The organism is Flavobacterium sp. C4GT6, from assembly GCF_036347315.1.
GTDB lineage: Bacteria > Bacteroidota > Bacteroidia > Flavobacteriales > Flavobacteriaceae > Flavobacterium.
Map to the genome: position 1 here is coordinate 132,911 of NZ_JAZGZU010000008.1, position 12,087 is coordinate 144,997.

General features: G+C 38.0%; 16 protein-coding genes. 12 read left to right on the top strand and 4 right to left on the bottom strand.

The window, feature by feature from the left end; all coding sequences use genetic code 11:
* The first annotated feature begins 153 nt into the window (after positions 1 to 153).
* From rpsF to ligA, 5 genes are all read left to right on the top strand, one after another.
* Positions 154 to 495: a 30S ribosomal protein S6 gene (rpsF, locus tag V3Z67_RS11305; RefSeq protein WP_330443412.1), complete on the top strand. Its 342-nt coding sequence runs from the start codon at positions 154 to 156 to the stop codon at positions 493 to 495.
* Positions 496 to 497: 2 nt separating this feature from the next.
* A complete protein-coding gene (rpsR, locus tag V3Z67_RS11310; RefSeq protein WP_035132889.1) occupies positions 498 to 794 on the top strand; it encodes a 30S ribosomal protein S18 in 297 nt (98 codons plus the stop codon).
* Between the two features lie 15 nt (positions 795 to 809).
* On the top strand, positions 810 to 1,253 hold the full coding sequence (rplI, locus tag V3Z67_RS11315; protein ID WP_330443413.1) for a 50S ribosomal protein L9: 444 nt from the start codon (positions 810 to 812) through the stop codon (positions 1,251 to 1,253).
* A gap of 66 nt (positions 1,254 to 1,319) precedes the next feature.
* Positions 1,320 to 1,787, top strand: coding sequence for a DUF6495 family protein (locus V3Z67_RS11320; protein ID WP_330443414.1), 468 nt, complete (start codon positions 1,320 to 1,322; stop codon positions 1,785 to 1,787).
* 160 nt (positions 1,788 to 1,947) lie between these two features.
* On the top strand, positions 1,948 to 3,948 hold the full coding sequence (ligA, locus tag V3Z67_RS11325; RefSeq protein WP_330443415.1) for an NAD-dependent DNA ligase LigA: 2,001 nt from the start codon (positions 1,948 to 1,950) through the stop codon (positions 3,946 to 3,948).
* Positions 3,949 to 3,990: 42 nt separating this feature from the next.
* On the opposite strand, the gene V3Z67_RS11330 is transcribed toward ligA, so the two are convergent.
* The 4 genes from V3Z67_RS11330 to V3Z67_RS11345 are packed head-to-tail and all read right to left on the bottom strand — an operon-like array spanning position 3,991 to position 6,686.
* The gene (locus tag V3Z67_RS11330) at positions 3,991 to 4,488 is read right to left on the bottom strand and encodes a hypothetical protein (protein WP_330443416.1); all 498 of its coding nucleotides are present in this window, start codon (positions 4,486 to 4,488) and stop codon (positions 3,991 to 3,993) included.
* A gap of 7 nt (positions 4,489 to 4,495) precedes the next feature.
* Positions 4,496 to 4,960, bottom strand: a complete 465-nt coding sequence (locus V3Z67_RS11335; RefSeq protein ID WP_330443417.1) for a hypothetical protein — start codon at positions 4,958 to 4,960, stop codon at positions 4,496 to 4,498.
* A 35-nt stretch (positions 4,961 to 4,995) separates the two neighbouring features.
* Entirely contained in the window at positions 4,996 to 5,904 is a 909-nt protein-coding gene (locus V3Z67_RS11340) for a bifunctional metallophosphatase/5'-nucleotidase (RefSeq protein ID WP_330443418.1), read from the bottom strand.
* Positions 5,905 to 5,906: 2 nt separating this feature from the next.
* The gene (locus V3Z67_RS11345; RefSeq protein WP_330443419.1) at positions 5,907 to 6,686 is read right to left on the bottom strand and encodes a 5'-nucleotidase; all 780 of its coding nucleotides are present in this window, start codon (positions 6,684 to 6,686) and stop codon (positions 5,907 to 5,909) included.
* A 50-nt stretch (positions 6,687 to 6,736) separates the two neighbouring features.
* Here V3Z67_RS11345 and V3Z67_RS11350 point away from each other — a divergent pair, with 50 nt between their 5' ends.
* The 7 genes from V3Z67_RS11350 (at position 6,737) to porD (ending at position 12,070) form a co-directional block, all read left to right on the top strand.
* Positions 6,737 to 7,261, top strand: coding sequence for a DUF6913 domain-containing protein (locus V3Z67_RS11350; protein ID WP_442902266.1), 525 nt, complete (start codon positions 6,737 to 6,739; stop codon positions 7,259 to 7,261).
* 3 nt (positions 7,262 to 7,264) lie between these two features.
* On the top strand, positions 7,265 to 8,143 hold the full coding sequence (gene dapA / locus V3Z67_RS11355; RefSeq protein ID WP_330443421.1) for a 4-hydroxy-tetrahydrodipicolinate synthase: 879 nt from the start codon (positions 7,265 to 7,267) through the stop codon (positions 8,141 to 8,143).
* A gap of 32 nt (positions 8,144 to 8,175) precedes the next feature.
* The gene (locus tag V3Z67_RS11360; RefSeq protein ID WP_330443422.1) at positions 8,176 to 8,688 is read left to right on the top strand and encodes a ferritin; all 513 of its coding nucleotides are present in this window, start codon (positions 8,176 to 8,178) and stop codon (positions 8,686 to 8,688) included.
* A gap of 153 nt (positions 8,689 to 8,841) precedes the next feature.
* Entirely contained in the window at positions 8,842 to 9,648 is an 807-nt protein-coding gene (locus V3Z67_RS11365) for an outer membrane protein assembly factor BamD (RefSeq protein ID WP_035132865.1), read from the top strand.
* Between the two features lie 9 nt (positions 9,649 to 9,657).
* Positions 9,658 to 9,975 carry a DNA-directed RNA polymerase subunit omega gene (locus V3Z67_RS11370; protein ID WP_330443423.1) on the top strand — a complete coding sequence of 106 codons (318 nt, stop codon included), beginning with the start codon at positions 9,658 to 9,660 and terminating at the stop codon, positions 9,973 to 9,975.
* Between the two features lie 6 nt (positions 9,976 to 9,981).
* Complete coding sequence (coaBC, locus tag V3Z67_RS11375) at positions 9,982 to 11,193, top strand: bifunctional phosphopantothenoylcysteine decarboxylase/phosphopantothenate--cysteine ligase CoaBC (RefSeq protein WP_330443424.1); 1,212 nt, start codon at positions 9,982 to 9,984, stop codon at positions 11,191 to 11,193.
* Positions 11,186 to 12,070 (top strand): type IX secretion system protein PorD, encoded by an 885-nt coding sequence (gene porD / locus V3Z67_RS11380; protein ID WP_330443425.1) that lies wholly within the window; start codon positions 11,186 to 11,188, stop codon positions 12,068 to 12,070. Before coaBC ends, porD begins: the two co-directional genes overlap by 8 nt.
* Positions 12,071 to 12,087 lie beyond the last annotated feature (17 nt).

Consider the following 12,087-nt stretch of genomic DNA (forward strand, 5'->3'; position numbering starts at 1 on the left):
TAGCAATGTTTTTTGGTTTTTTAGTTTGGATAAATACAAATATAGATAAAAAATCTACTTTTTAACTTTTAAAAAACTAATTTTTGCGCTTGCAGGATAAATATTATTGACTAAATTTGCACCCAATTTTATAACATACTAATATATTGTATTATGAATCATTATGAAACTGTTTTCATCTTGAATCCCGTTTTATCTGAAACTCAGGTAAAGGAAACAGTAAGTAAGTTCGAAGATTATCTTACTTCTAAAGGGGCCGAGATCGTAGCAAAAGAAGACTGGGGTCTTAAAAAATTAGCTTACGAAATTCAACACAAGAAAAGTGGTTTTTACCACCTGCTTGAGTTCAAAGCATCTGGAGATATCTTAATCGGTCTTGAGACTGAGTACAGACGTGACGAGAGAATCATGCGTTTCCTTACTGTATCTTTAGACAAGCACGCTATTTCATGGGCAGAAAGAAGAAGAGAGAAACTAAAAACTAAAGCAAACTAATTATGTCAAGTATAGAACAGTCAGCTAAGGGAAAAAAAGACGGAGATATCAGATATCTAACGCCTTTAAACATAGAGACGAACAAGACTAAAAAGTATTGCCGTTTCAAAAAATCAGGTATCAAATATATTGATTATAAAGATCCTGATTTTTTATTGAAATTCGTTAACGAGCAAGGTAAAATTCTTCCTCGCCGTTTAACAGGTACTTCTTTAAAATACCAAAGAAAAGTGTCTGTTGCAGTTAAAAGAGCACGTCATTTAGCATTAATGCCATATGTGGCTGATTTATTAAAATAAAAAGGAGGCAGTATTATGGAACTTATACTTAGACAAGACGTACAAAACTTAGGTTTTAAAGATGATGTTGTAACAGTTAAGCCAGGATATGGTCGTAACTATTTAATACCACAAGGTTTTGCAGTTGTTGCAACTCCTACAGCTAAAAAAGTATTAGCTGAGAACCTAAAACAAAGAGCATTTAAAGAGCAAAAATTAGTAGACGACGCGAAGAAAATCGCTGAGGCTATCAAAGCTCTTGAAATAAAAATTACTGCTAAAGCAGGTGGTGAGAAACTATTTGGTTCTGTAACCAATGCAGATATCGCTGAAGCTTTAGAGAAAAACGGTCAGACTATTGAGAAGAAATTCATCAACAGTGGTATCGTTAAGCGTGTAGGTAAATACACTGCATCTGTAAGATTACACAGAGAAGTAATTGTTGAGCTTCCTTACGAAATCGTAGCTGAGGTACAATAATTATTAAAATTATACCTAAAGCCTTCCGGTAACGGAAGGCTTTTTTTTTACATTTAAAAAAGGAATATGAAATATATCAGATTGACTAAAGAACAACTGGAAGAGTTACATGAGGAATTTGCAAACTTTTTGGCTTCTCAGCAAATTGATAAGGCCGAGTGGGATCAGATAAAAGCAGAAAAGCCCGAAGTTGCCGAGCAGGAACTGGATGTTTTTTCAGATCTTGTGTGGGAAGGTGTACTTACCCAAACAGAATATATGGAGCATTACTCTAAAAACCACATCTTTTTATTTAAGCTGGGTAAAGAGGAAATGGAAAGTATAGTGATACATTCACACGTGGCGCACGCTGATTTTTTAACCGAGGTCGGACTGCAATGGCTTAATGAGAATCTGTTTTCAAAAGAGGTAGAAATTAAACGTGGTAAAAAACCTTTTGGTGAAGACAGAAACGCAGAAGTTTTTGATATACTTAAGCAGGGTGCTATTTTAACCAATGGTGACCTTTACAAACAATTTGAAGATATGTTTTAAGAAATCGCCCTCAGGGCGATTTTTTGTTTTTATAATGTTATAAGAGGCTTTTTTACTTTATAAGTCCTTTTTGATTGCTAATTCTCAAATTAGCATACATAAACATTTTCCGTTATTTAAAAGTTGGCTAAATTAGTGCCGTAAACTAACTTTTTATTCAATGGATATCCTTCAGACTATTCAGGCGCTTAGGGAAGAGCTTAATCAACACAATTACAACTATTATGTACTCGACAACCCAACCATTACTGATTTTGAGTTTGATATAAAACTTAAACAATTACAGGAACTGGAAGCCAAACATCCTGAATATTTTGACGAAAATTCGCCTACACAGCGTGTGGGAGGTAGTGTTACCAAAAATTTTGAGACCATACAGCACGAGCATCGTATGTATTCGCTTGATAATTCGTACTCTAAAGAAGAATTACTGGAATGGGAAAAGCGTGTACAACGAGGACTGGGTACTGCAGATGTGCAGTATACCTGTGAGCTTAAGTATGACGGGGCATCCATAAGTATAACTTATGAGAATGGCAGACTGCTAAGAGCTGTAACCCGTGGTGATGGTTTTCAGGGGGACGATGTTACCGCTAATATAAGAACCATACGTGCCGTGCCTATTAAGCTAAAGGGTGATTATCCTGAAAAGTTTGATATTAGGGGAGAGATTATACTTCCGTTAGAGGGGTTTGCCAAAATGAATCAGGATTTGATTGAGATAGGCGAAACACCATACGCAAATCCGCGTAACACAGCATCGGGTAGTTTAAAGTTACAGGACAGTGCCGAAGTGGCAAGGCGTCCGTTAGACTGCCTGCTGTATTCCATAATTGGAAATAATCTGCCTGTTTCGACTCAGTATGAAGGACTTGAAAGTGCCCGTAAATGGGGTTTTAAAGTACCAAAGGAAGCTAAACTTGCCCAAAATATTTACGAGGTAATGGCTTTTATTGATTATTGGGATGAACACCGCCATGAACTGCCTTATGAGACTGATGGTGTTGTTGTCAAAGTAAATGATATTCACCAGCAGGAAGAACTGGGTTATACAGCAAAATCGCCACGTTGGGCTGTTGCCTATAAGTTTAAGGCAGAGCGTGTATCTACCAAATTAAACTCTATTTCCTATCAGGTAGGGCGCACTGGGGCTATTACTCCGGTAGCAAACCTGGAGCCTGTACAGCTTGCCGGTACTACCGTAAAACGAGCCTCATTACACAATGCCGACCAGATAGAAAAACTGGATGTGCGTGTAGGAGATGTGGTTTTTGTAGAAAAAGGAGGAGAGATTATTCCTAAAATAATTGATGTAGTTGATAAATCTAACAGAGCTGAAGATTCACAACCTACACAATATATAACCCATTGCCCGGAGTGTAATACACCACTGGAACGCAAAGAGGGCGAAGCACAACATTACTGTCCTAATTTTTACGGTTGCCCTCCGCAAATTATAGGTAGGGTACAGCATTATATTTCCCGTAAGGCTATGGATATTGAAGGTCTTGGAGGTGAAACGGTTGCCTTACTGTATAATGCAGGGCTTATTGAAAACTATGCCGACCTGTACAATCTTAAAAAAGAACAGATTGTTCCGTTAGAGCGTATGGCAGATAAATCGGCAGAGAACCTTATTAACGGAATAGAGAAGTCTAAAGAGATTCCGTTTGAGCGTGTGCTTTATGCATTAGGTATTCGTTATGTAGGGGAAACAGTGGCTAAAAAACTGGCAAAGCATTATAAAACTATAGATAATCTGGCAACTGCATCGTTAACCGATCTTATTCTGGTAGATGAAATTGGGGAGAAAATAGCTCAAAGTGTAGTGGATTTCTTTGCCAATATAGAGAATGTAAGATTAATTGAACGCTTAAAAGGTTATGGTGTTCAGCTGGAAGCTGTAGCTAAAGAAGATACATCGGTAAGTGATAAACTGGCGGGTAAAACGCTTGTGGTTTCGGGTGTGTTTGAGAAGTTTTCCCGCGACGAACTCAAAAAGGCTATTGAAGATAATGGAGGTAAGGTGGGGAGTTCTATTTCCTCTAAAACCGATTATGTGGTTGCCGGAGATAATATGGGACCTGCTAAACTTGAAAAAGCCAATAAGCTGGGAGTCGCCATAATAAGTGAAGACGATTTTATAGAGCTTGTAAAATAATTACAGGATGCTAAGATGCTTGTTTGATAAGTATCTTAGCATTCATTCCAGTAAACTTCTTTGTTTTAAGATATCAAAACCTTTAGTCTCTACGTAATCTATATTTTCTCTGTCGGGCTCGTTTGCTTCGTTACGAAAGTTGATTCTAACTCCTCTTTCCCAGTACTCAACTGATTCGATTTTTGACAGAGGTATCCTATAGCGTTTTCCTAGTTCGGGGGCGAAGTATTTGTATATAACAAAACCTATTGCGGCTAAAAGGCCAAGTCTTTTAACGGTTGAACCAACAGTTGAAAAATCAAGAATATTAAAGTCGCCGGCTTTGTTTAGCATGTAAAAGGCTCCTAATGTTAATCCGCCAAAAACAATAAATAAAAACAGGTTGTTGCCTGCAATACGTGAGCTGTTCTGTCTTTTGGTTTTTTGGCTCTTTTCTTTAAGTTCGCGGGCTTCCTGCCAGTTACCACTATTGGTAAGGTACAGGTTCTCGCTGTCTATATTTACATAGCCTGTGTCGTACTTAAAATACTGTTTTTCCATGATGTGGCTAGTTGGTGTACGACAATATTAGTACTTTATTCTTTAACAGCCAAAGCTGGGTATTTCTGTTGCGGTTATAAAACAGGTCGGGGTGTCCGCTATAATTTTCGGGAGAAGTATTCAGTTCGTTTTTAATACTTTCGGGTAGCCATTTAAAGTCAAAAGCTTCTTTTTTAAAACCGGGATCATTGTAATCAACGTTATGATACTCTTCCTTTATTCTTTTAAAAATACTGTCGTTGTAGTAAAGTACAGCTTCAAGGTAATAATCAGAAGGGCCGGGTACCGTGCCAAAGGAATTGTTGTTAATGGTTAGCTTATACTGAACCGAATCGGGCTGTGCGGGTTTAAAATTGAGTTGCTTTTTTAGCTTAGTAATATCTTTAGATGTAACAGTTTCTGTTTTGTTATCTTTTTCGTTACAAGACGAAATCAGCAATGTGGCTGCTGCAATAGCCATAAGGTTTTTCATAAGTAGGAGTGGTTTACAGCAAATATACTAAATGCTTACACTACTATTGTTCTTCCGTTAAAGGTTTTAGAGCCATTTTCAAAATAAAAATCAATTTGTCCAAGGTTTAGGCCGTAACACCCTACCTGATTGATAACCACCTCTTCACCGTCAAGATTTTTCTCAATGTGGGGTTTGCTTAAAAAAGTATGCGTATGTCCGCCAATAATCAGGTCTATATGTCTTGTTTTTTGTGCCAGTGTGATATCACATACTTTCTCAGGATTGTTTCTGTAGGCAAACCCAATGTGAGAAAGGCAAATTATAAGGTCACATTTTTCGTCCCGTTTAAGTGTTTTGGTAATATCTTTAGCAACTTCAATAGGGTCGTTGTATACGGTTTCCTTGTAGAGGCGTTGGTCTACCAGTCCGGCAAGTTCAATACCAAGCCCAAAAACACCAATCTTAATACCGTTTTTTACAAAAACTTTATACGGTTTTACAATACCGTCCAGTAGGGTGTTTTTAAAATCGTAGTTGGCTGATACAAAATCAAACTGTGCGTGTGGTAATTGTGCATAAAATCCGTCAATACCGTTATCAAAATCATGGTTACCTAAGGTGGCAAGATCATACTTAAGCATGCTCATCAGTTTAAATTCCAGTTCGCCGCCATAGTAATTAAAATAAGGCGTACCCTGAAAAATATCTCCGGCATCCAGTAACAGCACATTTTCGTTTTCCTGCCTTATACTTTCTATTAACGTAGCCCTGCGTGCCACGCCACCCATGTTGGGATTTCTTGGGTCATCGGCAGGGAATGGGTCAATATGGCTGTGCACATCGTTAGTGTGCAGTATGGTAATTTTTTTGGCAGGTTCGGTAGTAAAACTGCTAAGGGAAAGTCCGCCTAACACTACTGCCGATCCGGCTGCGGTTTTATGTATAAAATCTCTCCTTTTCATGGCTATTCGGTAATTATGCGTTGTGTTGTAATAACGGGTAGTGTATCTGTTTCCTTAAAATAATCTATAAGCAGGTTTCTCAGCTTATAGTCCATGTCGTATGTAGCGGTTGATTTCTTAAAGAAATTCATGTTGTCCCCACCGTTATACAGGTAGTCAGACGTAGCTACATAATACGTTTGGCTGTCAACTATAGGTTTGCCTTTAAGAGTAATGTTTTTTATGTTGTTATTACTGTCAATATAAACTTGCATTCCGCTAAGCGGATGCGGTTTTTTACCGGCAATTAAATACTGTGCTATTTCCTTTATTTCTGTACCTTTAAGGGCGGCAATGATAAGGCTGTTTTCAAAAGGCATAATCTCATAAGCGGTACGGGTTGTAACGTCACCTTTCGGAATTATCGCACGAATTCCGCCATGATTAAGCAGGCAAACGTCTAAATGCTTATTTTCGCGTTGCTGTAACAGTTTATCGGCTTTTTCAAAAGTAACATCGGCCAGCAGGTTACCTATTGTGGTTTGCCATTTGCCTTGGCTCTTGTCTAAGATTTCGGGACAGTAAGCTAAAACGCTGTCCAGATTCTTGTTTATATGGTTGCGATAGGGCGCTATAAAAGCTTCGATTTGGGTGTCGTCTTTATAGTCTGAAGTGATACTTATTTTTTTACCTTCAATCTTACTATTATACAGCCTATTGCTGCTGCATGACAGTAGGGAAGAGAAAGTTAAAAATAAAACAAACCAACCTGCAGGTGTGTTATACTTTTTATGGAATGCCATTGTACTGATAGTTATTTAAATTAATTTTGCACTCAACAAGTAAAGGTACTATGTTTTTAAAGTTTATTAAGGGCCTTGGGCTGAAAAAAAACATTAAGAAATGTTTAGCTCAATATAAACCTACAGGTATGCCTCAAAGGGTTTTTAAAGTAGGTTTATTGATGGATGAGGCTCTGTTTACGGGTAAAAAGAATGCTTTATCCGAAATTACCAAATATGGTATAAAAGAAGAAAACATAAGCCTGCTTGTTTACAGTAAGGGAGTATCTCCAAAAAATGAAGCGCAAATGGAATACAGGGCGTATTCCCGAAAGTTTGTTTCGGCAGGAGGGAACTTTGTAAAAGAACCTGTCGCCTCTTTCGTGTCTGCTCCGTTTGATTTGCTTATAAGCTACTATAATGCAGATAACCCATTACTGATGCTTGCTACACTTGAGTCTCAGGCAAAATTTAAAGTTGGGCTAGCAAGTGCCGACTCAAGGCTTAACGATTTTACTATTGCAGTAGAGCCTGCAAAGTACAAGGAGTACATGGCCGAACTTTTTAAATATTTGAAAATACTAAACATAATATAAACTATGCAGTCATTAACAGGTACGGGTGTTGCGCTTGTAACCCCATTTAAAAAAGATTTTTCAGTTGATACCGATGCGCTTACGAAAATCGTAAACTACCAGGTGGAGAACGGTATAAACTACCTTGTTGTTCTTGGTACTACGGCCGAATCAGCCACTTTGAACAAGGACGAAAAGGAACTTGTTATAAAGACTGTTATAGAGGCTAATGCAGGTAGGCTACCTTTAGTGCTTGGTGTGGGAGGGAACAATACACACGAAGTTGCTGAGGAATTGAAAAGTCGTGACCTTAGTGCTTTTGCAGCAATACTATCGGTTTCACCATATTATAATAAACCAACTCAGGAAGGAATATACCAGCACTTTAAAGCAGTGGCAGAAGCTTCCCCAATACCTGTAATACTATATAACGTACCGGGAAGAACAGCAAGCAACATGCTTCCTGCAACGGTAATACGCCTTGCTAACGATTTTGAAAACATTGTTGCTATTAAAGAGGCTGCAGGTGACATAGTGCAGGCAATGAGGCTTATTCAGGGTGCGCCAAAAGGTTTTCTTGTAATATCGGGTGACGATATGATTACACTTCCTATGGTTCTTGCCGGAGGTGCAGGGGTAATATCTGTAATAGGTGAAGGTTTTCCTAAAGAGTTCTCTAAAATGGTTCAGCTTGGACTGGAGAAAAAAGCAGATGAGGCTTATGAGCTACATTATCTTCTTGCCGATTCTATCGATATGATTTTTGAGCAGGGTAACCCGGCAGGTATCAAACATATATTTAAAGTATTAGGACTTTGTGAAGATGTTGTAAGACTTCCGCTTGTAAACGTTAACGAAGATTTAGCAGGAAGGCTTAACGATTTTGTTGAGAAAATTCGTTAAATTAGTGGTGTAAACCATTAAAACGAAGACCCATGTTATCTGATGCAATGCAGTCTGCACTTAACGAGCAGATAAAAGTTGAGGCAGAATCTTCACAAATTTACCTGGCCATGGCATCGTGGGCAGAAGTAAAAGGGTTTGAAGGTATAGCCACGTTTATGTTTAAGCAGTCTGACGAAGAAAGGGCACATATGCTTAAGCTTGTAAAATATGTAAACCAAAGGGGAGGACATGCAATTATATCATCGCTGGATGAACCTAAACTTGATTACACCTCATTCAAAACGCTGTTCACCCAGTTGTATAACCATGAGGTAAAGGTTTCGGCCAGTATTAACAAGCTCGTAGATATTGCGCTTGCAGGTAAAGATTATGCTACTCACAACTTCCTGCAATGGTATGTTTCCGAACAGATAGAGGAGGAAGCTACCGCAAAAGCGATACTTGATAAAATAGATTTAATAGGTAACGATAAAGGAGGACTGTATCTTTTTGATAACGATATGAAGGTTTTTTCTTTTTCAGGTCACAATATTGTACAATAAAACATTATAATTATAGTTTAAAGAGATGCCTGAGGGCATCTTTTTTTATAGGGTTTAAGCATTGTAAAAAAAGATTTTGTATTCCATAATTATTAACTAAATTTGCAGTTGCTTTAGAAAACTGCGGCCGGGCATCGGCGTAAACAAAAAAATATGAGCAAATACTTTTATTTACTATTACTTGCGGTACTTTTTTCCTCATGTAATGAATACCAAAAAGCACTTAAATCTGATGACGTAAAGTATCAGTATGATGTTGCGGTAAAATTATATGAAGAAGGAAAATACAACAAGGTCATAACACTGGCAGAAAAACTTAAACCTGTTTTAAAAGGAAAGCCATCTGCACAAAAGCTGTTTTACGTTTATGCCAAGTCAATGTATTTTAAAAAACAATACTATAACGCGGCTTACGAATTTGGGAGTTTTGTAAATACTTATCCAAAGAGTGATGTGAAAGAAGAAGCAGCATTTTTAGCAGCAAAAAGCCGTTATATGTTATCGCCGGTTTATTCTAAAGACCAGGCCGATACTTATGTGGCAGTTTCTGCTTTACAAAGCTTTATTGATACTTATCCTGATTCCCAGTATATGGACGAAGCTAACCAGTTAGCAAAAGAACTAAGGGAAAAACTGGAGAAAAAGGCATTTGAAATTGCTAAGCAATATCATTTAACGGCAGACTTTTTTGGGGACTATGCGGCAGCAATCAAAACCTTTGATAACTTTTTGATTGATTTTCCGGGTACAAAATTAAAAGAAGACGCACTTTACTATAAATTTGATTCATCATACAGGCTTGCCATGAACAGTATTGCCAGTAAGAAACAAGAGCGTTTAGAAGATGCTATATCTAACTACAAAGCGCTGGTTAAATTTAATGGTGAAACTAAATACAGAAAAGAAGTAGACGAAATGTTTGCATCTATTGAAACCGAATTACAAAAATTTTCTAAATAAGAACGAGTGATGGATTTAAAGAAGACAACTGCTCCGGTAAACACTGTTACCTACAACAGAACCAAAATTGAAGAGCCTACAGGTAACATCTACGAAGCTATTACTATTATAGCTAAGAGAGCAAGCCAGATCAATACAGAGATCAAAAAAGAACTTATTGAGAAGCTTGAGGAGTTTGCTACTTACAACGACAGTCTTGAAGAGATCTTTGAAAATAAAGAGCAGATAGAAGTGTCTAAATTTTACGAAAAGCTTCCTAAGCCTCACGCATTGGCTTTACAGGAATGGTTTGAAGAAAAAGTAGCATACAGAGAACCAAACAAATAATTTACCATGTCTGTTTTACGGGGCAAAAAAATATTACTGGGAATCTCAGGAGGGATTGCCGCATATAAAACAGCTTCACTGGTAAGGTTACTTATAAAAGCAGGTGCCGATGTACGTGTTGTCATGACACCTGCTTCTAAAGACTTTGTTACTCCGCTAACACTTTCCACATTATCTAAAAACCCGGTTCATTCTACTTTCTATGACGAAGAGGATGAAAATGCGGTTTGGAACAATCACGTAGAACTGGGCCTTTGGGCCGATTTGTTTTTAATAGCCCCGGCTACTGCAAATACCATGGCAAAAATGGTATCGGGCAACAGTGATAATCTTCTTATAGCAACCTATTTATCAGTAAAATGCCCGGTGTATTTCGCTCCGGCGATGGATCTTGATATGTATAAGCATCCGTCTACGCTATCCAGCTTTAAATCCCTGCAGGAATTTGGTAACATTATGATACCTGCCGAATCAGGCGAGCTTGCAAGTGGTCTTTCGGGCGAGGGGCGTATGGCAGAACCCGAAAATATAGTAGCCTTTATAGAGAAGGATATAGAGGGAAAACTTCCGCTACGTGGAAAAAAAATACTTATTACAGCAGGGCCAACATACGAAGCTATAGATCCTGTACGTTTTATAGGAAATCATTCTTCCGGTAAAATGGGGTTTGATATTGCCCATGCCGCTGCAAAAGAAGGGGCAGAGGTAATACTGGTAAGCGGTCCTACGCATTTAAAAGTACAGGGTGATGGTATTACACTTGTTCCGGTTGTTTCGGGAAAAGATATGTATACCGCGTGCCATGAGTATTTTGAAAGTGCAGATGTGGCTGTAGCAGCTGCAGCAGTGGCCGATTACAGACCCAAAACGGTTGCCAGCCAGAAAATAAAGAAAAACGACGATAATTTAGTGCTGGAGCTCGAAAAGACAACAGATATACTGGCATCACTCGGAGAAAAGAAAAAACATCAGTATCTGATAGGTTTTGCACTCGAAACCGAAAATGAAATTGAGCACGCTAAGCAAAAGATTAAGAAAAAAAACTTAGATTTGATTGTATTAAACTCTCTTAATGATGAGGGAGCAGGTTTTGGAAAACCAACAAATAAGGTTACCTTTATCGATGCACAGTTTAATATAGAGCCACAGGAACTTAAATCTAAAGAAGAGGTGGCTCAGGATATAGTTAACAAAATTAAAACCAGGTACAATGTATAGATATTTAGGATTATTGTTGCTGTTATTATCTTTTTCTGTAAAAGGGCAGGAGCTTAATGCAACGGTTCAGGTGAATTACAGCCAGATTACCGATGCTAATACCCAAATATTTAAAACACTTGAAACTTCGGTTACCGAATTTGTAAACAATACCCGTTTTACTAACAGGAATTTTGAACGTAACGAGCGTATTGACTGTGTGTTTTTTATAAACATTACAGCTTACCAGTCTAATAGTTTTGATGCTACATTACAGGTGCAGTCATCAAGACCGGTTTATAACTCGTCTTACCTTTCTCCTGTACTTAACTTTAACGACAAGAATTTTGGATTCTCTTATACCGAGTTCCAAAATATGGTATACAACCCTGAAAGTTATACTTCAAACCTTATAAGTGTTATTTCGTTTTATGCTAATATGATTATTGGTATGGATGCCGATACTTATGAGTTTGAAGGCGGAACACCATATTACGATGTGGCACAGCGTATCGCTTCGGCAGCACAGCAAAGCGGTTATAAAGGCTGGAGTCAGCAGGATGGTAACCAAAACAGGTACTTTTTAATAAACGATATGCTGTCAAATACCTATAGGGATTTTAGGCAGGCATTATATGACTATCACCGTTTAGGTATGGACATTATGGCCGATAACAGTAAGGAAGGTAAAGAAAAAATTATAGCTGCCATCAATACACTTTCAAAAGTGAACAAGGCGAGGCCAAATGCTTTTTTAACCCGTGTTTTCTTTGATGCCAAGTCAGACGAGGTAGTATCAATCTTCTCTGCCGGCCCTATGGTAACCCTTACAGGTCTTGTAGATACACTAAATAAAATTTCTCCGCTTAATTCTGCTAAATGGAGTACTATTAAATAGTACATTTGTGTAAGCAA

Coding starts and splice junctions, on each gene's coding strand:
- V3Z67_RS11350 (WP_442902266.1), top strand. CDS start 6,737: ATGTTTTTAAAGTTTATTAAGGGCCTTGGGCTGAAAAAAAACATTAAG.
- V3Z67_RS11370 (WP_330443423.1), top strand. CDS start 9,658: ATGGATTTAAAGAAGACAACTGCTCCGGTAAACACTGTTACCTACAAC.
- dapA (WP_330443421.1), top strand. CDS start 7,265: ATGCAGTCATTAACAGGTACGGGTGTTGCGCTTGTAACCCCATTTAAA.
- ligA (WP_330443415.1), top strand. CDS start 1,948: ATGGATATCCTTCAGACTATTCAGGCGCTTAGGGAAGAGCTTAATCAA.
- V3Z67_RS11340 (WP_330443418.1), bottom strand. CDS start 5,904: ATGAAAAGGAGAGATTTTATACATAAAACCGCAGCCGGATCGGCAGTA.
- V3Z67_RS11330 (WP_330443416.1), bottom strand. CDS start 4,488: ATGGAAAAACAGTATTTTAAGTACGACACAGGCTATGTAAATATAGAC.
- V3Z67_RS11360 (WP_330443422.1), top strand. CDS start 8,176: ATGTTATCTGATGCAATGCAGTCTGCACTTAACGAGCAGATAAAAGTT.
- V3Z67_RS11335 (WP_330443417.1), bottom strand. CDS start 4,960: ATGAAAAACCTTATGGCTATTGCAGCAGCCACATTGCTGATTTCGTCT.
- rpsF (WP_330443412.1), top strand. CDS start 154: ATGAATCATTATGAAACTGTTTTCATCTTGAATCCCGTTTTATCTGAA.
- porD (WP_330443425.1), top strand. CDS start 11,186: ATGTATAGATATTTAGGATTATTGTTGCTGTTATTATCTTTTTCTGTA.
- V3Z67_RS11365 (WP_035132865.1), top strand. CDS start 8,842: ATGAGCAAATACTTTTATTTACTATTACTTGCGGTACTTTTTTCCTCA.
- coaBC (WP_330443424.1), top strand. CDS start 9,982: ATGTCTGTTTTACGGGGCAAAAAAATATTACTGGGAATCTCAGGAGGG.
- rpsR (WP_035132889.1), top strand. CDS start 498: ATGTCAAGTATAGAACAGTCAGCTAAGGGAAAAAAAGACGGAGATATC.
- V3Z67_RS11320 (WP_330443414.1), top strand. CDS start 1,320: ATGAAATATATCAGATTGACTAAAGAACAACTGGAAGAGTTACATGAG.
- rplI (WP_330443413.1), top strand. CDS start 810: ATGGAACTTATACTTAGACAAGACGTACAAAACTTAGGTTTTAAAGAT.
- V3Z67_RS11345 (WP_330443419.1), bottom strand. CDS start 6,686: ATGGCATTCCATAAAAAGTATAACACACCTGCAGGTTGGTTTGTTTTA.